Origin of the sequence: Halomonas sp. HNIBRBA4712, assembly GCF_043558675.1 — a bacterium.
In the GTDB taxonomy this organism is placed as follows: Bacteria; Pseudomonadota; Gammaproteobacteria; order Pseudomonadales; family Halomonadaceae; genus Vreelandella.
On sequence record NZ_JBIFXR010000001.1, the window covers coordinates 913,814 to 933,317 of the forward strand.

Sequence of the window (19,504 nt, forward strand, 5' to 3'; positions counted from 1 at the left end):
TCTCAGGAGGTAGTTCATGGCCAGGCTCACCCAACAGGCGCTGACCTCGCTCGACGCCGAGGTCGCCGTGCCGAGTCATGATCGTCGCGACGTGAGCGCCGGGATCGTGCATATCGGCGTGGGCGGCTTTCATCGCGCCCATCAGGCGATGTATCTCGACACGCTGATGAACCAGGGCGAGGCGCTCGATTGGGGCATCGTGGGGGTCGGCGTAATGCCCGGCGACAAGCGCATGCAGGAGATACTTTCACGCCAGGATCACCTCTATACGCTGGTGGTGAAACACGCTGACGGCACTTATGAGCCCCGCGTGATCGGTAGCATGGTCGACTATCTCTTCGCCCCGGACGACCCGGAGGCAGTGATCGAGGCGATGGCGGACCCGGCCATTCGCATCGTCTCGCTCACCGTGACCGAGGGCGGCTACAACGTCCACCCGGTCAGCGGCGCTTTCAATCTGGACAATCCGCTCATTCAGCGCGATCTTGCCGACCCGGAGCGCCCGGTGAGCACTTTTGGGCTGGTGGTCGAGGCGCTGGTGCGCCGCCGGGCGCGGGGCGTGGCGCCCTTCACCGTGATGTCCTGCGATAACATTCAGGGCAACGGCGATGTGGCCAGGCGCATGTTCACCGCGTTTGCCTCGGCGCGCGATAGCGAGCTCGGCGAATGGCTTGCGCGCGAGGTTGCCTTTCCCAACTCGATGGTTGATCGCATCACGCCGGTCACCGCCCCTGGCGATATCGAGGAGCTCGAGCGCCGTTTCGGCGTCGAGGACGCCTGGCCAGTGGTGTGCGAGCCTTTCACCCAGTGGGTGCTCGAGGATCACTTTCCGCTGGGCCGCCCGCCTTTCGAGGCGGTCGGGGTGCAGCTGGTCGACGACGTCGAGCCCTTCGAGCTGATGAAGCTGCGCCTTTTGAACGCAAGCCACCAGGCGCTGACCTATTTCGGCTACCTGGCGGGCTACCGCTACGCCCACGAGGTTTGCCAGGACCCGCTGTTCGTCGAGTTTCTGCGCCGCTACATGAAGGAGGAGGGCGAGCCGACGCTTTCCCCGGTGCCGGGGATCGATCTCGACGCCTATCAGCGCACGCTGATCGAGCGCTTCGCCAACCCGGAAATCAAGGACACCCTGGCACGGCTCTGCGCCGAAAGCTCGGATCGTATCCCCAAGTGGCTGGTGCCGGTGATTCGCCACCAGCTCGCAAGCGATGGCGACGTGGCGCTGAGTGCGGCGGTCGTGGCCAGCTGGGCGCGCTACGCCGAGGGCGTGGACGAGCAGGGCGCGCCGATCGAGGTGGTCGACGCGCTGCGCGAGCCGCTAATGGCGATCGCGCGCGGCAACCGCACTCGGCCCGAGGCGTTCGTCGAAAACCGCGATCTTTTTGGCGACCTGGCTGACAGCCCGCGCTTCATGGCGGCCTATCTCGAAGCGCTTTCACTCCTGCACGAGCGCGGCGCGCGCGCTACGCTTCAAGCACTGCTCGCCTCAAAAGGAAGCTCGTGATGTATATCGGTGTGGACTGCGGCACCCAAAGTACCAAGGTGGTGGTGCTGGACGTCGATAAAGGCAGAATACTCGGTGAAGCCAGCCGCGCCCATCGACTTGAAGAAGGACCGAACGGGCGCCGCGAGCAGGCCCCCGCCGAGTGGCTCGCCGCTTTTCGAGGCGCGTTTTTCGAGGCGATCGAGCGCGCCGGGGTCGATGCCCGAGCGGTGCGCGCCATCGGCGTGTCCGGCCAGCAGCACGGCATGGTGGCGCTGGATGCCGACGGGGTGCCGGTTTACCCGGCCAAGCTCTGGTGCGATACCGAGACGAGCGGCGAGAACGCCGCGCTGGTCGAGCGCCTGGGTGGCGAGGCGGGGTGTTTGGGCAAGCTCGGGCTTGCGCTGCAAACCGGCTATACCGCCTCGAAGATCGCCTGGCTGCGCACCCATCACCCGGACGCCTACCGGCGCATCGCAACGATCCTGCTGCCCCACGACTACCTCAACTTCTGGCTCAGCGGCGAGCGGGTCACCGAGGCCGGCGACGCCTCGGGCACCGGCTACTTCGATACCCGTACCCGCACCTGGCAGCCCGAGGTGTTCGGCCAGATCGCCCCGGAGCTCGACCCGAGCCGCGTGTTGCCACGCCTGCTCGAGCCCTTCGAGCCGGCGGGCCGGGTGCGCCCGACTATCGCAGCTGAGCTTGGTCTGAGCGAAAACGTGCTGGTCTCGAGCGGCGGTGGCGACAATATGCTCGGCGCGATCGGAACCGGCAATATCACGTCTGGCCTTGTGACGCTTAGCCTGGGCACTTCCGGCACGGTGTGCGCTTACTCGCCGGAACCCGTTATCGGCGACAGTGCCATGGTGGCCAACTTCTGCGCCAGCCACGGCGGGTGGCTCCCCTTGATCTGCACCATGAACGTCACCTCCGCCACCACCCGAGTGCGCGAGCTGTTCGGGCTCGATCTCGAGGCCTTCGGCGATCAGGTGGCCAGCGCCTCGGTCGGGGCGGGCGGCGTGATGTGTCTTCCGTTTTTCAACGGCGAGCGAGTGCCGATGCTGCCTAACGCTAGCGGTGATTTCCTGGGGCTTACCAGCGTGAACATGACCCGGGCCAACCTGTGCCGCGCGGTGGTCGAAGGCGCGACCTTCGGACTGCGTTATGGGTTGGATCTATTGGGCGATCTCACCGCCGGGGCGAGCCAGATTCGCCTGAGCGGCGGCGGCGCCAAAAGCCCGGTGTGGCGTCAGATGGTGGCGGATATCACCGGCATCGAAGTGGTTTGCCCGGAAATCACCGACGCCGCCGCGCTCGGTGCGGCGCTACAGGCGGCCTGGTGCGAGCAGCGTTCTCAAGGCACGACGCTAACTACGCTTTGCCAGCGGGTGGTGCATCTGGACGCAGCGTCGCTCGCCGAGCCCGACCCCGCCCGCGTCGAGGCGTATCGGGAGGTTTACCGGCGCTACCGTGAAACGCTCATCGAGCGCCACGCGGTTTCCTGATATAGGCTTATCGGTGACGCGTGAGTCGTCGTCCACGCTCCGCCGCCGGGAGAGCCTCATGAATGCCGAACTACTCGATATCCTGCGCGTGCTCGAGCTCGAGCCGCGCGGTGCTTTGATGCCGCTTGGCGGTGGCGATATCGCCGCGGTGTACGAGCTTGAAACGACCCAAGGGCCGGTGGTGATCAAACAGGATGACCCGGCCAGGCTTCGCGGCGAAGCCGAGGGGCTGCGCGCACTGAAAGGGGCGGGCACGTCACTGGTGATTCCCGAGGTGCTGGGCCAGCACGGCGAGTGGCTGGTGATCGAGGCGCTTCACACCGTGCGTCCCTCGACTCAAGGGGCCTACGCGCTGGGGGAGGGGCTTCGCGAGCTGCACGCGGTGATCGGTAGCGAGCATGGCTGGCTTCACGACAACGCCTGCGGGCGCACGCCGCAACCCAATGCAGCGCTTTCCGATGGCCGTGTGTTTCAGCGCGAGCGCCGACTGCTGGCGCTGGGGCGAGTCTGTCTCGACCAGCGCCTGATCGATGATCGGCTCTTCGCGCGCCTCGACGCCCAGGCCCAAACGCTCGAGCGGTGGCTGCCCGACGCCTCGCCGAGTCTCGTGCACGGCGATCTGTGGTCGGGCAACGTGCTCTATACGTCACGCGGCCCGGCGCTCATCGACCCCGCCGTCTATCGCCACTACCCGGAGGTGGATCTCGCCATGCTGACGCTGTTCGGCGACCCTGGCGCTGCCTTCTTCGACGCCTACTGGAACGGCGTGATTCCGGACGACTGGCCCCGGCGCGAGGCGCTCTTTCAGCTCTATCCGTTGCTCAATCACGTGCTGCTGTTCGGGGGCATGTACCTGGGCGGGGTCGAGCGCTGTCTGAATAAGCTGGAGCGTTTTAGCGTTTGAAGCAGGGGGGCAACACTCGAAGCCAACCGCGCTAGCGGGGATAAAATCCATCGGAAAAGGCGCCTCGAGTAGAGCAGTTTTGCTACCTTCGTCTAAAGTAAGCGGCGTACGTCTTGACTTTCCCTTGTACACATAAAATGGGCGAGTTCAAGGCTAGCATACATACATGAATGTAACTACAATGGCTCCCTTTCGCGCGCTTCGCGCTTGGAATCACCCCCGTTGACACCTAGAGGCACTCCCATGCGACTGGCACACTGGGCAGTCAATGCCCCCCTTCGCCCTTTAATGTTAGCCGTACTGACAAGCTCGATCGCCCTGCCGGTCCAGGCGGCGGATCTGATCACCATTACCCGCGATGCGCTCAACAACAACGCCGAGCTCGCCTCCGCGCGCTCGGAGTTCTCCGGGGTCGAGGCGGCGCGCGACGTGGTGAGCGGTAATCTGCTGCCCCAGGTGAACGCCTCGGGTAACGTGACCCATAACCGCCAGTTCGAAAGCCAGTCCACCGTGCGTCCTACCGCGGGAGCTCCGGGGGCTGAAGGCGGCGTTGGCGCTGGTGCCGGCGCGGGCGCGGGCGGCTTCTCTCAGGACGACAACTACAACAGCGTGTCGCTGTCGCTGGAGGCGACCCAGGCGCTCTACAACGCCGCCGTCAGCCGCCAGGTCGACCAGGCCGAGCGCCAGATCGACCAGCAGGTCTACCTGCTGGCCGCCACCGAGCAGCAGCTGCTGCTCGACGTGGTCTCGGCATACTTCGACATCCTGCGCGCCTACGAGGTGCTGGAGGCGCGCCAGGCCCAGGAGCGCGCTATCGGCCGCCAGCTGGAGCAGTCCAGCGAGCAGTTCGAAGTGGGGTTGATCGCGATCACCGAGGTGGAGGAAGCGCGGGCGACCTTCGATCAATCCCGGGCCGAGCGGATCGCCGCCGAAAGCAATCTGCAGGTCGCCTTCGAGGTTCTCGAGCAGCTGACCGGACGCCGCTACGCCAACATCGAGTCGCTGGGCGATATGCCGGTGGGCCTGCCGGTACCCGACGAGCGCGATTACTGGGTCGACCAGGCGCTGGAGCGTAACCCGCAGGTGCTTGCCCAGCGCGCCGGTATCGAGGTGTCGCGCGCCGCGGTCGAGGTGGCCCGCGCGGATCGCCTGCCGACCTTCCAGGCGTTCACCAACTATCAGTACAGCGAAACCGATATCGACTATACCAGCGGCCACAACGCTTCGGGCCAGCTGGGGCTTTCCGCCAGCGTGCCGATCTACACCGGCGGCAGCACCAGCGCGAGCATTCGCCAGAACACCTTCCAGCTCGAAAGCAGCCAGTACGATTTCGAATCCCAGCGGCGCAACACCATCCAGCAGGTTCGCTCGCTCTACACCCAGGTAAGCAACGACGTCGAAACCGTCGAGGCGCGCCAGCAGGCGATCGTTTCGACGCGAAGCGCCCTGGAAGCGACCCAGGCCGGGTACGAAGTGGGCACACGTAACATCGTCGATGTGCTCAACGCCGAGCAGAATCTTTACAACGCCATCGCCAACTACGCCGAGTCGCGCTACGACTACGTGGTAAACCTGCTTTCGCTGCGCCAGCAGTCCGGGCTTCTGGATGTCGCCGCGCTCGAAGAGGTCAACGCCTGGCTCACCGGCGATCAGGTCAACTTCACGCTGCCCGAAACCAGCGATAACGATCGCTACCAGCGCGCCATGGATATCGGCGCGCCGCCCACCCGCGGCGCCTCGTCGCCGGCCAGCCGCTACTCCTCTGAAGAGTACGCGCCAGCGCGCCGCCAGCCCGGTGTTTATGGCACCCAGGGTGGCTATGGCACTGAAGGTGGCTACGGCGCTGGCGGTTACCCGGGCGAGATGGGCGGGCCCGGCGGCGCCCCAAACGGTGATCTGCCCGCTGGCTATTGAAATTCGCGGACTCGGGAAAGCCCGTGTAGCTGTCTTGTGAAGAGCCCTCTGCCAAAGCGCTATCTGCCAAAAAGCGTTTGGTCATGAAGCTTTTCGTCATACAGCTATCCGCCACAATTAAAGAAATGAATGGGAATTCGACGTATGAAGAGAGCGATTCACTCAACGCGAGCGAGTCTGGTGGCGCTGATAGCTGCACTGACGCTGGCCGCGTGCGGGGGCGAGGATGAACCCCAACAGCAGCAACAGCAGGCCGCCGAGGATCAGCCGCCTCACCAGGTCCAGGTCGCCGAGGTCGAGCGTCAGGATCTACCGATCAACAAATCCTACCCCTCGCTTTTGCGTAGCGACGATGAAGTCGTGATCGTCGCCCGGGTCGACGGCACGCTCGAAGAGCGCCACTTCGAACCCGGCGATATGGTCGAGCGCGGCGACTCGCTCTACACCATCGAGCCGGATCGCTATCAGGCCGCGGTGAATCAGGCCCAGGCCGATCTGGAAAGCGCCCGGGCCCAGTTTTCGCGCGCCCAGCGCGACGCCCAGCGCTTCGAGCAGCTGTTGAACCAGAACTCGGTGAGCCGCCAGCAGTACGACCAAGCGGTGGCCGACCAGCGCGTCGCCCAGGCGAACGTCGCCCAGGCCGAAGCCGCGCTCAGCACCGCCAATCTGGATCTCGACTATTCGGACGTCACCGCGCCGGTCAGCGGCATGATCAGCCTGAGCCAGATCAACCTGGGCAACGTGGTCACCAGTGGCACCGAGCTTGCCACGATCACGCCGCTCGACCCGCTGGAAGTGCGCTTTCAACTGCCCCAGAACGATGCCTTCGAACTGCGCCGCCAGCTGCGCGACGACAGTACCGATTCGAACATCATCGCGCGCCTGAGCGTGCCGGGTCTTTCCGGCCGGGAAGGCGCCGAGCTCGAAGGCGAGCTGAACTTCCTCGGCTCGCGGGTCGATGACGGCACCAGCACCGTGCAGGGCAGGGCGAGCTTTGACAATCCGGACGGCACCGTACTGCCCGGTCAGTTCGTGCGCGTGACCCTGGATGGCCTCAAGCGCTTCGACGTCATCGCGGTGCCGGAAATCGCCGTCACCCAAGGCCTGATGGGGCCGCGCGTGTTCGTTCTCGACGACGAAGACAAGGCGCGTGAGCGTACCGTTCAACTGGGCGACGTGGCCGGCCCTTGGCAGATCATTCGCGACGGGCTCGACGAGGGCGAGCGTGTGGTCGTCGGTGACCCCGCGGCCATCGAGGCCGGCATGACCATCGACCCGCAACCCTTCGACGGCAATGCCGACGACATCGTCGAAGAGGCCGAGCGCGAGCAGGCCGAAGAGCAGCGCGAGGAGATCGAGCAGGCCGAAGAGGCGACTCAAGGGCCGGGCGGTATGCCCGCCGGTGAAGGAGACGAGGGTGCGCAATAATGAACTTCTCTAACTTCTTCATCAGCCGTCCGATCTTCGCCACGGTACTGGCGATTATTCTGACGCTGATCGGGGCCATGGCCATGCGGGTGCTGCCCATCGAGCAGTACCCGAGCGTGGTGCCGCCCACGGTGTCGGTGCAGGCGCAGTTCCCCGGTGCCGACGCCGAGACCGTAGCGCAAACCGTGGCCGCGCCGCTGGCCGAGGCGATCAACGGCGTCGAGGACATGCTCTACATGACCTCGAACAGCGCCGACAACGGCATCATGAGCCTGAGCGTGGCCTTCAACATCGGCACCGACGGCGATATCAACACCATCAACGTCAACAACCGCGTACAGGGGGCGCTTTCGCAGCTTCCCGAAGAGGTGCAGTCCCAAGGCGTCAACGTTCAGCTGCAGTCCGACTCCATTCTGCTGCTCGTTGCCCTGACGTCGCCCAACGGCGACTACGACAACATCTACATGCAGAACTACGCGACGCTGAACATTCTCGACGAGCTACGCCAGGTCCCAGGCGTAGGTAACGCCGAGGTGCTCGGTGGCGGCGAGTTCGCCATGCGTATCTGGATGGACCCGGACAAACTGGCGCAGTACGACTTCACCCCCAGCGAAGTGGCCAGCGCCATTCGCGCGCAAAACACGGAAGTGCCGGCGGGCAACCTGGCCGCTTCGCCCCAGGGGGAGCCTCGCGCTTATACCTATACGCTGACCGCCGGTGGGCGTCTCAACACCCCCGACGACTTTCGTAATATCTATCTGCGCACCAATCCGGATGGCTCGTCGCTGCGTCTGGAAGACGTGGCGCGTATCGAGCTCGGCGCCTCCTTCTACGGTATCGATGCGCGCTTGAACGGCGCTACCATGACGCCGATCATCATCAACCAGCAGCCCGGGGCGAACGCGCTCTCCACCGCCGAAGCGGTGCGCGACACCATGGCGGATCTGAAGACCCGCTTCCCGCCGGGGCTCGAGTACGTGACGCCTTACGATACGACGCTGTTCATCGATGCCTCGGTGGAGACGGTGTTTCACACCTTCATCGAAGCGTTCCTGATCGTCATCGTGATTCTGTTCATCTTCCTGCAGAACTGGCGCTTCACCGTGATTGCCATGTCGGTGGTGCCGGTGGCGGTCATCGGTACCTTTGCCGGGTTCTACGTACTGGGCTACTCGATCAACCTGCTGACCCTGTTCGCGCTGGTGCTGTCGATCGGGATCGTGGTGGATGACGCCATTCTGGTGGTCGAGAACGTCGAGCGGGTGCTCAGCGAAGACGAGGAGATGAGCGTCTATCAGGCGACGGTTCAGGCCATGCGCGAAGTAGGCGGGCCGGTCATCGCCACCTCCTTGATCATGGCGGCGGTGTTCGTGCCGGTCGCCTTCCTTGGCGGGTTCACCGGGCAGATCTACCAGCAGTTCGCGATCACCATTGCTGTGTCGGTGGCGCTGTCGGCGCTGATGGCGCTGACCTTCACCCCGGCGCTGTCGGCGATCTTCATCAAGCACAACCTGCACCACGAGCGGCCTTCGAAGTTCAAGCGCGCGATCTCCACGCCGCTGCGTTTGTTCGATCGGATGTTCGCGGGTCTCACTGCCATGTACATGTGGTGCGTGAAGGTGCTGGTGCGCCTGTGGGTGCTGGCGCTGGCGCTGACCGTGGCCACGCTTGCCGGGTCGTACTGGCTCTACACCACCACGCCCTCGACGCTGGTACCGGAAACCGACCAGGGCATCGTGCTGGCCAGCGTATCGCTGCCCGACGCGGCTTCGCTCGATCGTACCCAGACCTACATGTCGAAGTTGAGCGCCGCGATCGAAGAGGTGGACGGCGTGCAGTACTCGACCATGGTGGCGGGTTACGATCTGCTGGCGGGCTCGGTCAATACCGCGCGCGGCGTCATCTTCGTCAACCTGTTGCCTTGGGGGGACCGGGAGTTGACCGCCGATGCGCTGGTGGGAAGGATCATGCAGCTGGGTGGCGAAATCGAGGGAGGCAGCGCCATGGCTTTCAACGCGCCGCCGATCATGGGCCTTTCCACCACGGGTGGTTTCACCGGCTACCTGCAATCCTTCGATGGCGCCTCGACCCGGGAGCTTTATGAAGCCTCGCTTCAAATCATGGGCGCGGCGAACCAGCATCCGGCACTCAACCGGGTATTCTCCACCTTCAACGTGAACGTACCGTCCTACAACGTTCAGATCGATCAGCAGAAAGCGCTGAGCTATGGCGTAGCGCTGGAGAATATCAACTCGGCGCTGTCGAACACCTTCGGTAATGGTTTCGTTAACTTCTTCAGCTATCAAAACCGTAACTTCCAGGTGTATCTGCAAAACGAGGACGAATTCCGCAAGACCCCGGAGGATGTCAATAACATCTTCGTGCGTGGCGGTAACGGCGAACGTATCCCGCTCTCCGAGTTCGTGACCCTCGAGCGCCAGGTCGGTGCCTCTGTGATCTCGCGGTTCGGGGTTTATACCGGTGCCCAGTTCCAGGGTAATCCGGCGCCGGGCTACAGCTCAGCTCAGGCCATCGAAGCGATGGAAGAGGTCGTGCAGGAGACCCTGGGCAGCGGCTGGGGCATGGGCTGGACGGGTACGGCGTACCAGGAGGCCAACATGGGTAACGCCGCCACCATGGCGATCGTCTTCGGGCTTTTGATGGTCTTCTTGATTCTGGCGGCTCAGTACGAAAGCTGGTCGCTGCCGCTGGCGGTACTGACCGCGACGCCCTTCGCCTTTCTGGGCAGTGTGGGCGGTATCGCGCTGCGCGGGCTCGATACCAGCGTGTACGTGCAGATCGGCATTCTCGTGGTGGTGGGGCTGGCGGCCAAGAACGCCATTCTGATCGTCGAGTTCGCCGAGCTTCAGCGCAAGGAGCAGGGCAAGTCGATTCGCGAAGCGGCGATCACCGCCGCCGAGCTGCGTTTCCGCCCGATCGTGATGACCTCGCTTGCCTTTATCTTCGGCACGCTGCCGCTGGCGCTCGCCACCGGCGCCAGTGACGTGAGCAGTCACCACATCGGTACGACCGTGGCTGTCGGCATGGCCGCCGTGGCGATTCTGGGCAGTATCTTCGTGCCCACCTCCTACGCCATGATCGCCACCGTCTCCGACTGGATCGAGCGTAAGCGTAAGGGTAACAAGCGCGCCGATAAAGACGGCCGCGACCTGGAGCCGACCGGGGAGCAGCGCGCAGAGTAGCGCTAGCTGAACGGTTGTACTGACGGGCCCTGCGGGGCCCGTTTTTTATGCCCGCTTGATCCGGGTCAAACGACAATCTGCATATAACGGCTAATTTGATGTAGTCGTCGTTTGATCTAGACTTGCTAATGAAACGTTTGTGTCTGCATCCAACTCCATAACAGCAGGCCAAACCGACCAGGACATCCTGGAGGAGGCACGCCATGCAACCGATTCTTTCGGCCGTTCTGCTATTTCCTACCATCGTTTTTGCTTTCGCGCTGGCGCTATTGGCGTTTTATTGGCTGCTGGTGCTGATCCGGCTCGCTCCGCTCGAGCTGTTCGAGCGCGATAGTCTGCGCGACGATCATACGGCAAGCACCCTGGTATCGCTGGGTTTCATCGGCGTACCGGCCACGCTCGCGCTCACCGTGCTGGTGCTACTGGCCGGCGCGATGACGCTGGCGCTGGAGCTATTCGTGCTGCGCTGGTTCGACCTTGGCATGCTGCGCGTGCCGGTAGGCGTGGTGATTCTATGGGCGTCGCTCGCCCTGGCCTCGCCTCTGGCGGCTGTCATCTGTCAGGGGTTGGGCCGCGGGCTTCAGCGCTTTGCGCCGTTCAAGCGGCGTAACCTTTTGGGCGTGACTGTCGAGGTCACGTCGCTGGAAGGGGATGATCTGGCGCGCGCGGTGATCGCACACCGCCCCGGCTGCGAAGTGCGGCTGCACTGCAAGGAGGACGACGCCTTCACGCCCGGCGAGCGCCGCGTGCTGGTCAAATACCTCAAGGGCGAAGGGGCGTACCGCAGCGTGAAGGAGCAAGCCTACATGGAGACCCGCCAGCGCCTGAGCCAGCTGCGCCTTCGTCATAAGCACCAGGAAGCCGCGCATCCTTAGCGGTTACCTGGCAGGGGTAACGCAAACGCCCGCCTGGAAAGCGGGCTTTTGCGTGGGAGAGTCTAACGACGCAACAGCAGAATCAGGGCGTCGATGATGTCGGCGCCGCGCTCGCTCAGCGAGTAGCTTTCCGGGGCTCTCAGCCAGTCGTGAAACAGCCCGCCCAGGGTGGCCTGAAGAAGCCGCGTAGCAGTTTCAGGCGCGATCTCTTCTCTGAGCTGGTGCTGTTGGCTCGCCATTTCGAACACTACGAGCATTTCGGCGTAGCACTCTTCGTTGATTTCGCGCTGCATCTCGAGCGGGTTGATATCGCTGAAGAACTCGCAGCGGTGCAGCAAAATGGAGAGGATCTGACGGTAGTGGGGGCGCTCCAGGCGCTGCATGCCGGCCAGGCATGCGCGGTGCAGGGAGTCCATGGGCGAGACGTCCGGGTCGACGTTCTTGACCTCATCGACCAGCGACTGAAAGGGCATGCGCACCTGTTCGACCAGCGCCATGAACAGATCGCCCTTGTTCTTGAAATGCCAGTAAACCGCGCCGCGGGTTACGCCAGCGTGCCGAGCTACCTGTTCGAGTGAGGTACGCGCAACGCCTTTATCGAAAAACACCTCTTCGGCCGCATTCAGCAGCGCTTCACGCGTTGCCGCCGCCTCAGCCTTTGTTTTTCTAGCCATACACGCAACCCTGGTAACTGTCTTGAAAGGAGCATATTTTATCTGAAACGCCGACTCTTTACATTCAAAACTGTATGGTTAATTGAGTAATGTCATAACCGCTGATAACCAACGCAGGCTTTGCGGTAAAAGGGTAAAGCCGCGCTTAGCGTGAGCAGGCGTCGTCCCATTGTTTTTATCAGGAGTGTTCATGCCCAAGGTTCCGTTCGAGATTGCAGGCCACACCCTCAAGCCCGGCGAGCGCCGCCAGATCGACGTGCCGGTGGCGCGCCTTTATACCCACACACCGCTGCATATCTCCATCGAGGTGGTACACGGGCGCAAGCCCGGCCCGGTGATGCTGGTATGCGGCGGTATTCACGGCGATGAAATCAACGGCGTCGAGATCGTGCGCAGGCTCTTGCGCTCGCGCTCGATCAATAGCCTGAGCGGTACACTGATCGCGGTACCGGTGGTCAACGTGTTCGGCTTTTTACAGCAGACGCGCTATCTGCCGGACCGCCGCGATCTGAACCGCTGCTTTCCAGGCGCGGGCAACGGCTCGCTTGGCGGGCGTATCGCCTCGCTTCTGCGCGAGGAGATCGTCGACCACGCTACCCATATCATCGACCTGCACACCGGCGCCATTCACCGCACCAACCTGCCGCAGATTCGCGCCCAGCTCGAACCGGGCAGCGAAACTGCGCGTATGGCAGACGCCTTCGGCGCGCCGGTCATACTCAACGCCGAGCTTCGCGAGGGCAGCCTTCGCCACTACGCCCAGAACCGCGGTATTCCCGTACTCACCTACGAAGCCGGCGAAGCGCTGCGCTTCGACGAGTGGGCGATCGCCCCGGGCGTGCGCGGCATTCTGCGCGTGATGCGCCGGCTGGGCATGCTGTCCGGCGAGCAGCGCCGCCGCCAGCCGGCGCCGGCGGAGCTTGCCAACGGCTCGAGCTGGGCGCGAGCGCCGATCGACGGCATCCTGCGCCCCAAGGTGCGCCTGGGCGCGCGGGTGGCCAAGGGCGAGGTGCTGGGAAGAGTATCCGACCCTTTCGGTAACGACGAAGGCGACGTGATCTCCATGGCCGACGGTATCGTGATCGGCATGAGCCGTTTGCCGCTTGCCAACGAAGGCGAGGCGCTTTACCACATCGCTCGTTTCGACGAGATCGAGGAGGCGGAAACCGCCATCGAGAGCTTCCAGTCGAGCCTCGACCCGGTCACGGACCCCATGTACTGACGCTGGTACTGACGCTCATGGCGGTATGACGCCAGAAGCCGTTGAGCCCGGCGTGCCATAGCCGTTGACTTGAATAGAAGCCGTTGATGATTGCTCAAGGCTATGGCCCCTATAGGCGCGAAGGCGGCGGCTGGCGTGGCATGATGCCCTCATCCTGGCTATAACTGTTGTGCAAATAGCCAGCGAAATGGATCATCGGCTCGAACAAGAGCCAGCACCAGGTGGCCCTTCAAGAGGCCCCGGATCGTGACATGGAGGAAGGGCATGACCAACGGTAAATCCAACTACACCACTACGGACGCCGGCATTCCGGTCGCCAGCGACGAGCATTCGCTCTCCGTTGGCCCCGATGGCCCCATCGTACTTCACGACCACTACCTGATGGAGCAGATGGCGGCGTTCAACCGGGAGATGATTCCGGACCGTCAGCCTCACGCCAAGGGCGGCGGTGCATTCGGTCACTTCGAGGTGACCCACGACGTCAGTCAGTACACTCGCGCGAAGTTTTTGCAAAAGGGCAAGAAGACCGAAATGCTGGCCCGCTTCTCGACGGTGGCCGGTGAGTCGGGCAGCCCTGACACCTGGCGTGACCCGCGCGGTTTCTCGCTGAAGTTCTATACCGAAGATGGCAACTTCGACATGGTGGGTAACAATACCCCCGTGTTTTTCGTGCGCGACCCGCTCAAGTTCCAGCACTTCATTCACTCGCAAAAGCGCCGCGCCGATAACGGCTTGCGCGATCATGACATGCAGTGGGACTTCTGGACGCTCTCTCCCGAATCCGCTCACCAGGTCACCTGGTTGATGGGTGATCGCGGCGTGCCGGCGAGCTGGCGCCACATGAACGGCTATTCGAGCCACACCTACATGTGGGTCAACGACAAGAGCGAGCGGTTCTGGGTCAAGTACCACTTCAAGACCGACCAGGGTATCAAGTGCATGACCCAGGAGCAGGCCGACCAGATGGCAGGCACCGACGCGGACTACCACCGCCGCGATCTGTTCGACGCGATCAAGCGCGGAGACAACCCGACCTGGACGTTGCACGTGCAGATCATGCCCTTCGAGGACGCCAAAACCTATCGCATCAACCCGTTCGATCTGACCAAGGTGTGGCCGCACGACGACTACCCGCTGCAGGAAGTGGGCAAGATGACGCTGGACCGTAACCCGACGGACTTCCACTCCGAGATCGAGCAGGCGGCGTTCCAGCCCAGCAACTCCGTGCCGGGGACCGGCTTCTCGCCGGACAAGATGCTGCTGGCGCGCGTCATTTCCTATGCCGACGCACACCGTGCTCGCCTGGGCGTCAATTACCAGCAGATCCCGGTCAACGCGCCGAAAACCCAGGTGAATAGCTACGCCCAGGGTGGCCGGATGCGGATCTCCAATTCGACCGACCCGGTCTACGCACCCAACAGCAAAGGCGGCCCCCACGCCGACCCGAAGGCTTTCCCGGAAGACGCGGTATGGGAAGCGGATGGCGAGTTCGTACGCGCGGCCTACACGCTGCGCCCGGACGACGGCGACTTCAACCAGGCCAACGATCTGGTCAACAAGGTGATGGATGACGCCGCTCGCGACCGCTTGGTAAACAACATCGTCGGCCACGTCTCCGGCGGGGTGGAAGAGCCGGTACTGTCGCGCGTGTTCGAGTACTGGAAGAACGTCGACCAGACCATCGGCGAGCGTGTCGAGAAGGGCGTGATGGAAAACCGCCAGAAGGCCGGCCAGTAAGCCAGCCTTTCCATACGCTGAGTAAGCCCCACCCGCCACGGCACGCCGTGGCGGGTTTTTTATGCCGCGGTTTCGGGCTCGCGGATCAGACCGAGCGCGTCATCATAAAGGCGCAGGCCCGCGCCCTCCTTGTGAGCGTGCTCAGAAAGGTGGCGCCGAAAGCGCCGCCCGCCCGGGCAACCCTGAAAAAGCCCCAGCAGGTGGCGGGTAATATGGTTGAGCTTAGCGCCTTCATCGAGGCGCTTCTGAATATACGGGCGAAACGCCTGGGCCGCCTCCAGCCGGCTCGCCGCCGGGCCGGGCTCGCCGAAGATGGCCTGATCGACCCCGGCCAAGAGCCACGGATTCTGATACGCCTCGCGCCCGACCATCACGCTATCCACGTGCTCGAGCTGCGCTTGGCACTCCTCGAGCGTCTTGATCCCGCCGTTGATGCCGATATGAAGCTCAGGGTTAGCCGCTTTCAAACGGTGCACGCGGGGGTAGTTCAGCGGCGGCACGTCGCGGTTCTGCTTCGGTGACAGCCCCTTCAGCCACGCTTTGCGCGCGTGCACGGTAAACGTGGTGCAGCCTGCGCCCGCCACCATCTCGATAAAGCGCGCCAAATCCGCATCCTCGTCCTGGTCGTCAATGCCGATCCGGCACTTCACCGTCACCGGAATCGACACCGCCGCCTGCATCGCCTTCACCGCCGCCGCGACCTTCTCCGGGTAGCCCATCAGGCACGCGCCGATCAGGTTGTTCTGCACCCGATCGCTCGGGCAGCCCACGTTCAGGTTCACCTCGTCATAGCCCCACTGCTCAGCAATCGCCGCACACTCGGCCAATTCGCCTGCGTCGCTGCCGCCCAATTGGAGCGCGATCGGGTGCTCCACCTCGGTGTAGCCCAGGAAACGCTCCCGGGGCGAACCGTGCAGAATCGCCCCGGTGGTCACCATCTCGGTGTAGAGCAGAGTGCGCCTGGTCAGTGTGCGGGCGAACGCGCGATAGTCGCGGGTCGTCCAGTCCATCATGGGGGCCACCGAGAAGCGGCGACCCCGGTCGGCGCTATTTTCGTTCGTCAAATCGGTCATGGAAATCGGTTCTTTAGCTGTTCAAATATACAGCTTTAGTGTAAGCATGGTTAAAACGACCCGAGCATGTGTCAGTAGCGACGGGCCTTGGCTCGCCTGAAGACCGATTTATAGCGGATCGTTTCGCACGATAAATGTGATGGGCGATATTGTACGGAAGAAAAGGGAGCGCTCACAGTGTAAGAAGCCCGAAAGGTGACAGGCAGGTTCGGGGGTTAGCTCCAGCCATATATGTTTGGTTCGAGCGAGACAATTGAGATCAAAATTGGGTGCTATTACGATAGTGACGTGAGGGCTATTGAGTTAAGCTCGCTTAACAGAAGCGAAGAATAACCAGCGTTAGGCTAGTTTCTGGGGCAACAAATTGATGAGTAGAATGACAGCGAAATCTGAATGGGTGTTGAGGCCTAGTGGTTTTGCGGGTGGCATCTTGGCTGATCGCATAGAACATTGGTGAACCGGACGGATCGTATCCGAAGCGGAAAGGGGGACCTGCTGATGGTGAGGTGGCCGCGTATCAAGCGAGTGCAGCGATTGGACGTGCGCGCTTTGCATCTGATTAGTGATAAAGGGCTTAACCAGCCAGAGATGATAAAACCTCAGGATATGTGGATCTGGAGATTTAAAGCGGTATAAGATTTGGACTTAACATGTGGTTTAAGTAGCTGCTGACAGAAAGTCGATATTAAGTAAATAAGGGAACGATATGTATACATATAAAATGGTTCAAGTGCCTCCCAATGTTTCAGTGGCTTCTAAAGGTCGGAAAGGAAATGAAGCTGCTGATTATTTGCAAGATGTCGTGAACGAACTGGCAAGTGAAGGATGGGAATTTCAGAGAGTGGATGCGATAGGTATTCATGTGCAACCAGGTGGTTTAGGTGGCAATGGCCCCAAGCAGTAGCACTATTATGTGATAACTTTTCGCAAGTCCGTAAGTGATGCTGGTTAGGCTCTCAATACAGCTGATTTTTTTATACAGACGCGTGGCCTCGAAAAAGCTGCGCGCCTGTTGCCGCTATGAACCTGGTTGCTCGGAATATGCACTACTTGCTCTAAAAAAATATGGTTTTTTAACAGGCTGGATAATGGCTATTAAAAGGATATATCGTTGTCGTTATCCATACGGTGGTATTGATTACCCATAGGTCACTAATTTTTATTTTTATTTCCTATTGTCGCGCACTAGATAGGCAGAGGTGCCCATCTCGATGCCCAGCGTCCTCAGCTCGTTCGAGCGGGCGATGATGCAGCCGTCGTTGTTGGGCATGGTGCCCACCAGGCGGCCCTTGAGCTTGGGGGGGAACACGCGCTCGCAGCTCACGTAGAAATTATTGCAGTCGACCAAACCAATCATTCTTAACCTCCCTGTGGCTAATACTGTATTTTTATACAGTATTAGCCACAGGGAAGGCGATAGGCAACTCGTCCGGGATAAAAAACGCAGCACAGAACGACGACATGCGAGTGAACTACCTCGGGCCGGCCGTGGTGGGTGTGGCGCATCCGGCGGTGGCGGAGTTCGACCGGCGCCGGTTTTCACCGAGCCATTTTCTGGTAGAAGTGGGCGAGGACGCCGAGCCCGGCGGGCCTTGGATGGAAGGCGACGTGCTGGTGGTGGACGAAGCCCACTCGCATGGCCATGCGGAGCTGGTGGTCGCAGAAGTGGTCGGCGAGTATCGGCTGTTCAAAACCCACCGCGTTGGCAAGCGCTGCCGGTTGCTACCTGCCACCGGCGGTGAGGGGTGTTTCATCAAGGCCGAGCAGTTTAGAATAGTTATGGTGAAGCAGGCGCGGTGCTGGGCGGTGTAAGTATCTTCTTACATTGTGTAACGGGAAATAACTTGTTTGAATCTTAGTCAAACTTTGCCACAGTGGAGGTGTCGCTTAAAAGCACGCGTTGTGGGAACGCTTATTTAGAAGATTCCGACAGCAAAAAAAACCAATTATTTGGAGTGATCGGGAGTTTTGATGCATCTAGAAAGTTAAAAGGGAGAGGGAATGAAAAAGGTAACGGTAGTCGTTGTTTTAGGCTGGCTTTTATGTGTTTCATTGGTTGCACAGCCTAACTGGTACTCAGGCGGTGATCTACACGTTGCGAGTGCTTTGGAATGGCAGCAAGCGGGTGACGCTAACAAGCTAGCTACAGCAGCTGATTTTGTAAGTACCATGCATCAAGGAGCAAGGAGGCCATTTAAAAGCTGGTATCAGCCGACAAATTAGTGACGTTAATAGCCTGCGTCCGTTAGCACAGGAATTGGTTAATCAGCTTAATGACGCCTTTGAGCCAGAATCTGATTCAGCAGAGAATCGTCGCCTATTTTCTAATGTGAAGGTGGGTGAAAGTGCTGCGGTGCTAATGATCATGATGGGCTGGGTAGAACAGTAGTACATAATCAAGTTTAGCTGACCACACCGGCTATGTGGTTTGGTCGGGAGTGCTTTGTGATCATAACGAGAAGATTGAGCAATGAATAAGATACTTTCTACAGCGGTATTGATGTCTGCCTTTTTTACTTTTTCTAATGCCGCGCATTCTGATCAGTCGGTGGTATCAGAGGTGTTAAGCGAAACAAGTTACGTGGAAATTGGCGAAACTGGTGTCATTGGAAAATGGTTCGATCCTATCGGGCCAGCAGAAATAGCGATACAAATGAATGAGCAAGGTGAGTATTTTTTTCATAGGCGAAACGCGGACGGTTCGGAGGGACTGTATAAGCTAAGGAAAGACTCAGAGAATGTTTTTCATCGAGACGATAAATTTGGTCATATGTATAGAGTTGAAGATGAAGGATTAGCCCTACTAGATAACCAAGGGTTTATAAGAATGGCAGCTCTTTCGGTATCAGAATGATTGTTTTAATGAATTTTTGGGGGTGTCTATGAAATCTTATCGTTTCGTTATAGCTTTAAACTTGTTTCTTGTAACTGTCCCATTTGCTAACGCTGATAGTGTTGATGCTAATTGGTCAGTAGTAGGGTTTACTGGTGAAGCGTGGTTTATCAATCCGCAAGATGTAATAGGTAGCACGCAGAGAATACAGCGGGGTAGTTCTGAGGGCGATTTTCTCAATTGCAACGCGGCAGGTCAGTCGGGAACATATACTCGCTATGATAATGATGCTTTTTTTGCTAACCCTGAGTTTGAAAGGTTTATAGTCTTACGTGATGAGATGACACTAAGTAGCGAAAATATTTTTGTACATCGCATAACTTGTGAGGGTGGTGGAAACCCATTTAATCGACAGGTGCTATATCCTTTCGTTACTAATGAAGCTAGGGCATCGGCATGGTACCTATTTGAAGGCGGAGTATTCACTCTTTACAATCCTAATGTGTCACAGTAAGTTTTCTGTTTTAAAGCTACTTACTTGAGGCTTTTCTTACGACCTTTCAGTTTGGTGGGCTTCTTGCATGGAAGGTCGTAGTGCATCGGGCCTGGAGTGTCTAACACCTCTTTTGATATGGTTGGCCACCATTCGA

The 19,504-nt window shown here is 60.5% G+C and carries 18 protein-coding genes; 15 read left to right on the top strand and 3 right to left on the bottom strand.

The features are described 5' to 3' along the window. Positions 1 to 16 precede the first annotated feature (16 nt). The 7 genes from ACGK9R_RS04320 (at position 17) to ACGK9R_RS04350 (ending at position 11,315) form a co-directional block, all read left to right on the top strand. Complete coding sequence (locus tag ACGK9R_RS04320; RefSeq protein WP_394578505.1) at positions 17 to 1,504, top strand: mannitol dehydrogenase family protein; 1,488 nt, start codon at positions 17 to 19, stop codon at positions 1,502 to 1,504. Beyond that, positions 1,504 to 2,991 carry a xylulokinase gene (xylB, locus tag ACGK9R_RS04325; protein WP_394578507.1) on the top strand — a complete coding sequence of 496 codons (1,488 nt, stop codon included), beginning with the start codon at positions 1,504 to 1,506 and terminating at the stop codon, positions 2,989 to 2,991. The genes ACGK9R_RS04320 and xylB overlap by 1 nt, the downstream gene beginning before the upstream one ends. A 58-nt stretch (positions 2,992 to 3,049) precedes the next feature. After that, positions 3,050 to 3,895: a fructosamine kinase family protein gene (locus tag ACGK9R_RS04330; protein WP_394578509.1), complete on the top strand. Its 846-nt coding sequence runs from the start codon at positions 3,050 to 3,052 to the stop codon at positions 3,893 to 3,895. A gap of 243 nt (positions 3,896 to 4,138) precedes the next feature. Continuing rightward, positions 4,139 to 5,809, top strand: coding sequence for a TolC family outer membrane protein (locus tag ACGK9R_RS04335; RefSeq protein WP_394578511.1), 1,671 nt, complete (start codon positions 4,139 to 4,141; stop codon positions 5,807 to 5,809). A 144-nt stretch (positions 5,810 to 5,953) separates the two neighbouring features. Continuing rightward, positions 5,954 to 7,237 (top strand): efflux RND transporter periplasmic adaptor subunit, encoded by a 1,284-nt coding sequence (locus tag ACGK9R_RS04340; protein ID WP_394578513.1) that lies wholly within the window; start codon positions 5,954 to 5,956, stop codon positions 7,235 to 7,237. After that, positions 7,237 to 10,440 (top strand): efflux RND transporter permease subunit, encoded by a 3,204-nt coding sequence (locus tag ACGK9R_RS04345; protein WP_394578515.1) that lies wholly within the window; start codon positions 7,237 to 7,239, stop codon positions 10,438 to 10,440. Before ACGK9R_RS04340 ends, ACGK9R_RS04345 begins: the two co-directional genes overlap by 1 nt. Before the next feature lie 203 nt (positions 10,441 to 10,643). Further along, a complete protein-coding gene (locus ACGK9R_RS04350) occupies positions 10,644 to 11,315 on the top strand; it encodes a hypothetical protein (RefSeq protein WP_394578517.1) in 672 nt (223 codons plus the stop codon). 62 nt (positions 11,316 to 11,377) lie between these two features. Here ACGK9R_RS04350 and ACGK9R_RS04355 read toward each other — a convergent pair whose 3' ends face one another. Beyond that, positions 11,378 to 11,989 carry a TetR family transcriptional regulator gene (locus ACGK9R_RS04355; protein WP_394578519.1) on the bottom strand — a complete coding sequence of 204 codons (612 nt, stop codon included), beginning with the start codon at positions 11,987 to 11,989 and terminating at the stop codon, positions 11,378 to 11,380. 190 nt (positions 11,990 to 12,179) lie between these two features. Here ACGK9R_RS04355 and ACGK9R_RS04360 point away from each other — a divergent pair, with 190 nt between their 5' ends. Beyond that, entirely contained in the window at positions 12,180 to 13,211 is a 1,032-nt protein-coding gene (locus ACGK9R_RS04360) for a succinylglutamate desuccinylase/aspartoacylase family protein (RefSeq protein ID WP_394578521.1), read from the top strand. 264 nt (positions 13,212 to 13,475) lie between these two features. Then, positions 13,476 to 14,948: a catalase gene (locus ACGK9R_RS04365; protein WP_394578524.1), complete on the top strand. Its 1,473-nt coding sequence runs from the start codon at positions 13,476 to 13,478 to the stop codon at positions 14,946 to 14,948. Between the two features lie 59 nt (positions 14,949 to 15,007). Here ACGK9R_RS04365 and dusA read toward each other — a convergent pair whose 3' ends face one another. Further along, positions 15,008 to 16,021, bottom strand: a complete 1,014-nt coding sequence (gene dusA, locus ACGK9R_RS04370) for a tRNA dihydrouridine(20/20a) synthase DusA (protein WP_394578526.1) — start codon at positions 16,019 to 16,021, stop codon at positions 15,008 to 15,010. Positions 16,022 to 16,727: 706 nt separating this feature from the next. Between dusA and ACGK9R_RS04375 the strand changes: the two genes are divergently transcribed. Both ACGK9R_RS04375 and yidD read left to right on the top strand, forming a co-directional pair. Continuing rightward, complete coding sequence (locus ACGK9R_RS04375) at positions 16,728 to 16,925, top strand: DUF4177 domain-containing protein (RefSeq protein ID WP_394578528.1); 198 nt, start codon at positions 16,728 to 16,730, stop codon at positions 16,923 to 16,925. 37 nt (positions 16,926 to 16,962) lie between these two features. Then, the gene (gene yidD / locus ACGK9R_RS04380) at positions 16,963 to 17,169 is read left to right on the top strand and encodes a membrane protein insertion efficiency factor YidD (RefSeq protein ID WP_394578530.1); all 207 of its coding nucleotides are present in this window, start codon (positions 16,963 to 16,965) and stop codon (positions 17,167 to 17,169) included. A 17-nt stretch (positions 17,170 to 17,186) separates the two neighbouring features. On the opposite strand, the gene ACGK9R_RS04385 is transcribed toward yidD, so the two are convergent. Then, a complete protein-coding gene (locus ACGK9R_RS04385) occupies positions 17,187 to 17,378 on the bottom strand; it encodes a hypothetical protein (RefSeq protein WP_394578532.1) in 192 nt (63 codons plus the stop codon). A gap of 104 nt (positions 17,379 to 17,482) precedes the next feature. Here ACGK9R_RS04385 and ACGK9R_RS04390 point away from each other — a divergent pair, with 104 nt between their 5' ends. The 4 genes from ACGK9R_RS04390 (at position 17,483) to ACGK9R_RS04405 (ending at position 19,368) form a co-directional block, all read left to right on the top strand. Continuing rightward, positions 17,483 to 17,833, top strand: coding sequence for a hypothetical protein (locus tag ACGK9R_RS04390; protein ID WP_394578534.1), 351 nt, complete (start codon positions 17,483 to 17,485; stop codon positions 17,831 to 17,833). 189 nt (positions 17,834 to 18,022) lie between these two features. Beyond that, positions 18,023 to 18,244 carry a hypothetical protein gene (locus ACGK9R_RS04395; RefSeq protein ID WP_394578536.1) on the top strand — a complete coding sequence of 74 codons (222 nt, stop codon included), beginning with the start codon at positions 18,023 to 18,025 and terminating at the stop codon, positions 18,242 to 18,244. Positions 18,245 to 18,491: 247 nt separating this feature from the next. Continuing rightward, on the top strand, positions 18,492 to 18,875 hold the full coding sequence (locus ACGK9R_RS04400; protein ID WP_394578538.1) for a hypothetical protein: 384 nt from the start codon (positions 18,492 to 18,494) through the stop codon (positions 18,873 to 18,875). A gap of 28 nt (positions 18,876 to 18,903) precedes the next feature. Continuing rightward, complete coding sequence (locus ACGK9R_RS04405) at positions 18,904 to 19,368, top strand: hypothetical protein (RefSeq protein ID WP_394578540.1); 465 nt, start codon at positions 18,904 to 18,906, stop codon at positions 19,366 to 19,368. The last annotated feature ends 136 nt before the right edge of the window (positions 19,369 to 19,504 follow it).

Coding starts and splice junctions, on each gene's coding strand:
- ACGK9R_RS04400 (WP_394578538.1), top strand. CDS start 18,492: ATGAATAAGATACTTTCTACAGCGGTATTGATGTCTGCCTTTTTTACT.
- dusA (WP_394578526.1), bottom strand. CDS start 16,021: ATGACCGATTTGACGAACGAAAATAGCGCCGACCGGGGTCGCCGCTTC.
- ACGK9R_RS04375 (WP_394578528.1), top strand. CDS start 16,728: ATGTATACATATAAAATGGTTCAAGTGCCTCCCAATGTTTCAGTGGCT.
- ACGK9R_RS04360 (WP_394578521.1), top strand. CDS start 12,180: ATGCCCAAGGTTCCGTTCGAGATTGCAGGCCACACCCTCAAGCCCGGC.
- ACGK9R_RS04365 (WP_394578524.1), top strand. CDS start 13,476: ATGACCAACGGTAAATCCAACTACACCACTACGGACGCCGGCATTCCG.
- ACGK9R_RS04355 (WP_394578519.1), bottom strand. CDS start 11,989: ATGGCTAGAAAAACAAAGGCTGAGGCGGCGGCAACGCGTGAAGCGCTG.
- yidD (WP_394578530.1), top strand. CDS start 16,963: ATGCTGGTTAGGCTCTCAATACAGCTGATTTTTTTATACAGACGCGTG.
- ACGK9R_RS04385 (WP_394578532.1), bottom strand. CDS start 17,378: ATGATTGGTTTGGTCGACTGCAATAATTTCTACGTGAGCTGCGAGCGC.
- ACGK9R_RS04350 (WP_394578517.1), top strand. CDS start 10,644: ATGCAACCGATTCTTTCGGCCGTTCTGCTATTTCCTACCATCGTTTTT.
- ACGK9R_RS04340 (WP_394578513.1), top strand. CDS start 5,954: ATGAAGAGAGCGATTCACTCAACGCGAGCGAGTCTGGTGGCGCTGATA.
- ACGK9R_RS04395 (WP_394578536.1), top strand. CDS start 18,023: ATGAAAAAGGTAACGGTAGTCGTTGTTTTAGGCTGGCTTTTATGTGTT.
- ACGK9R_RS04405 (WP_394578540.1), top strand. CDS start 18,904: ATGAAATCTTATCGTTTCGTTATAGCTTTAAACTTGTTTCTTGTAACT.
- ACGK9R_RS04335 (WP_394578511.1), top strand. CDS start 4,139: ATGCGACTGGCACACTGGGCAGTCAATGCCCCCCTTCGCCCTTTAATG.
- ACGK9R_RS04345 (WP_394578515.1), top strand. CDS start 7,237: ATGAACTTCTCTAACTTCTTCATCAGCCGTCCGATCTTCGCCACGGTA.
- ACGK9R_RS04390 (WP_394578534.1), top strand. CDS start 17,483: ATGCGAGTGAACTACCTCGGGCCGGCCGTGGTGGGTGTGGCGCATCCG.
- ACGK9R_RS04330 (WP_394578509.1), top strand. CDS start 3,050: ATGAATGCCGAACTACTCGATATCCTGCGCGTGCTCGAGCTCGAGCCG.
- ACGK9R_RS04320 (WP_394578505.1), top strand. CDS start 17: ATGGCCAGGCTCACCCAACAGGCGCTGACCTCGCTCGACGCCGAGGTC.
- xylB (WP_394578507.1), top strand. CDS start 1,504: ATGTATATCGGTGTGGACTGCGGCACCCAAAGTACCAAGGTGGTGGTG.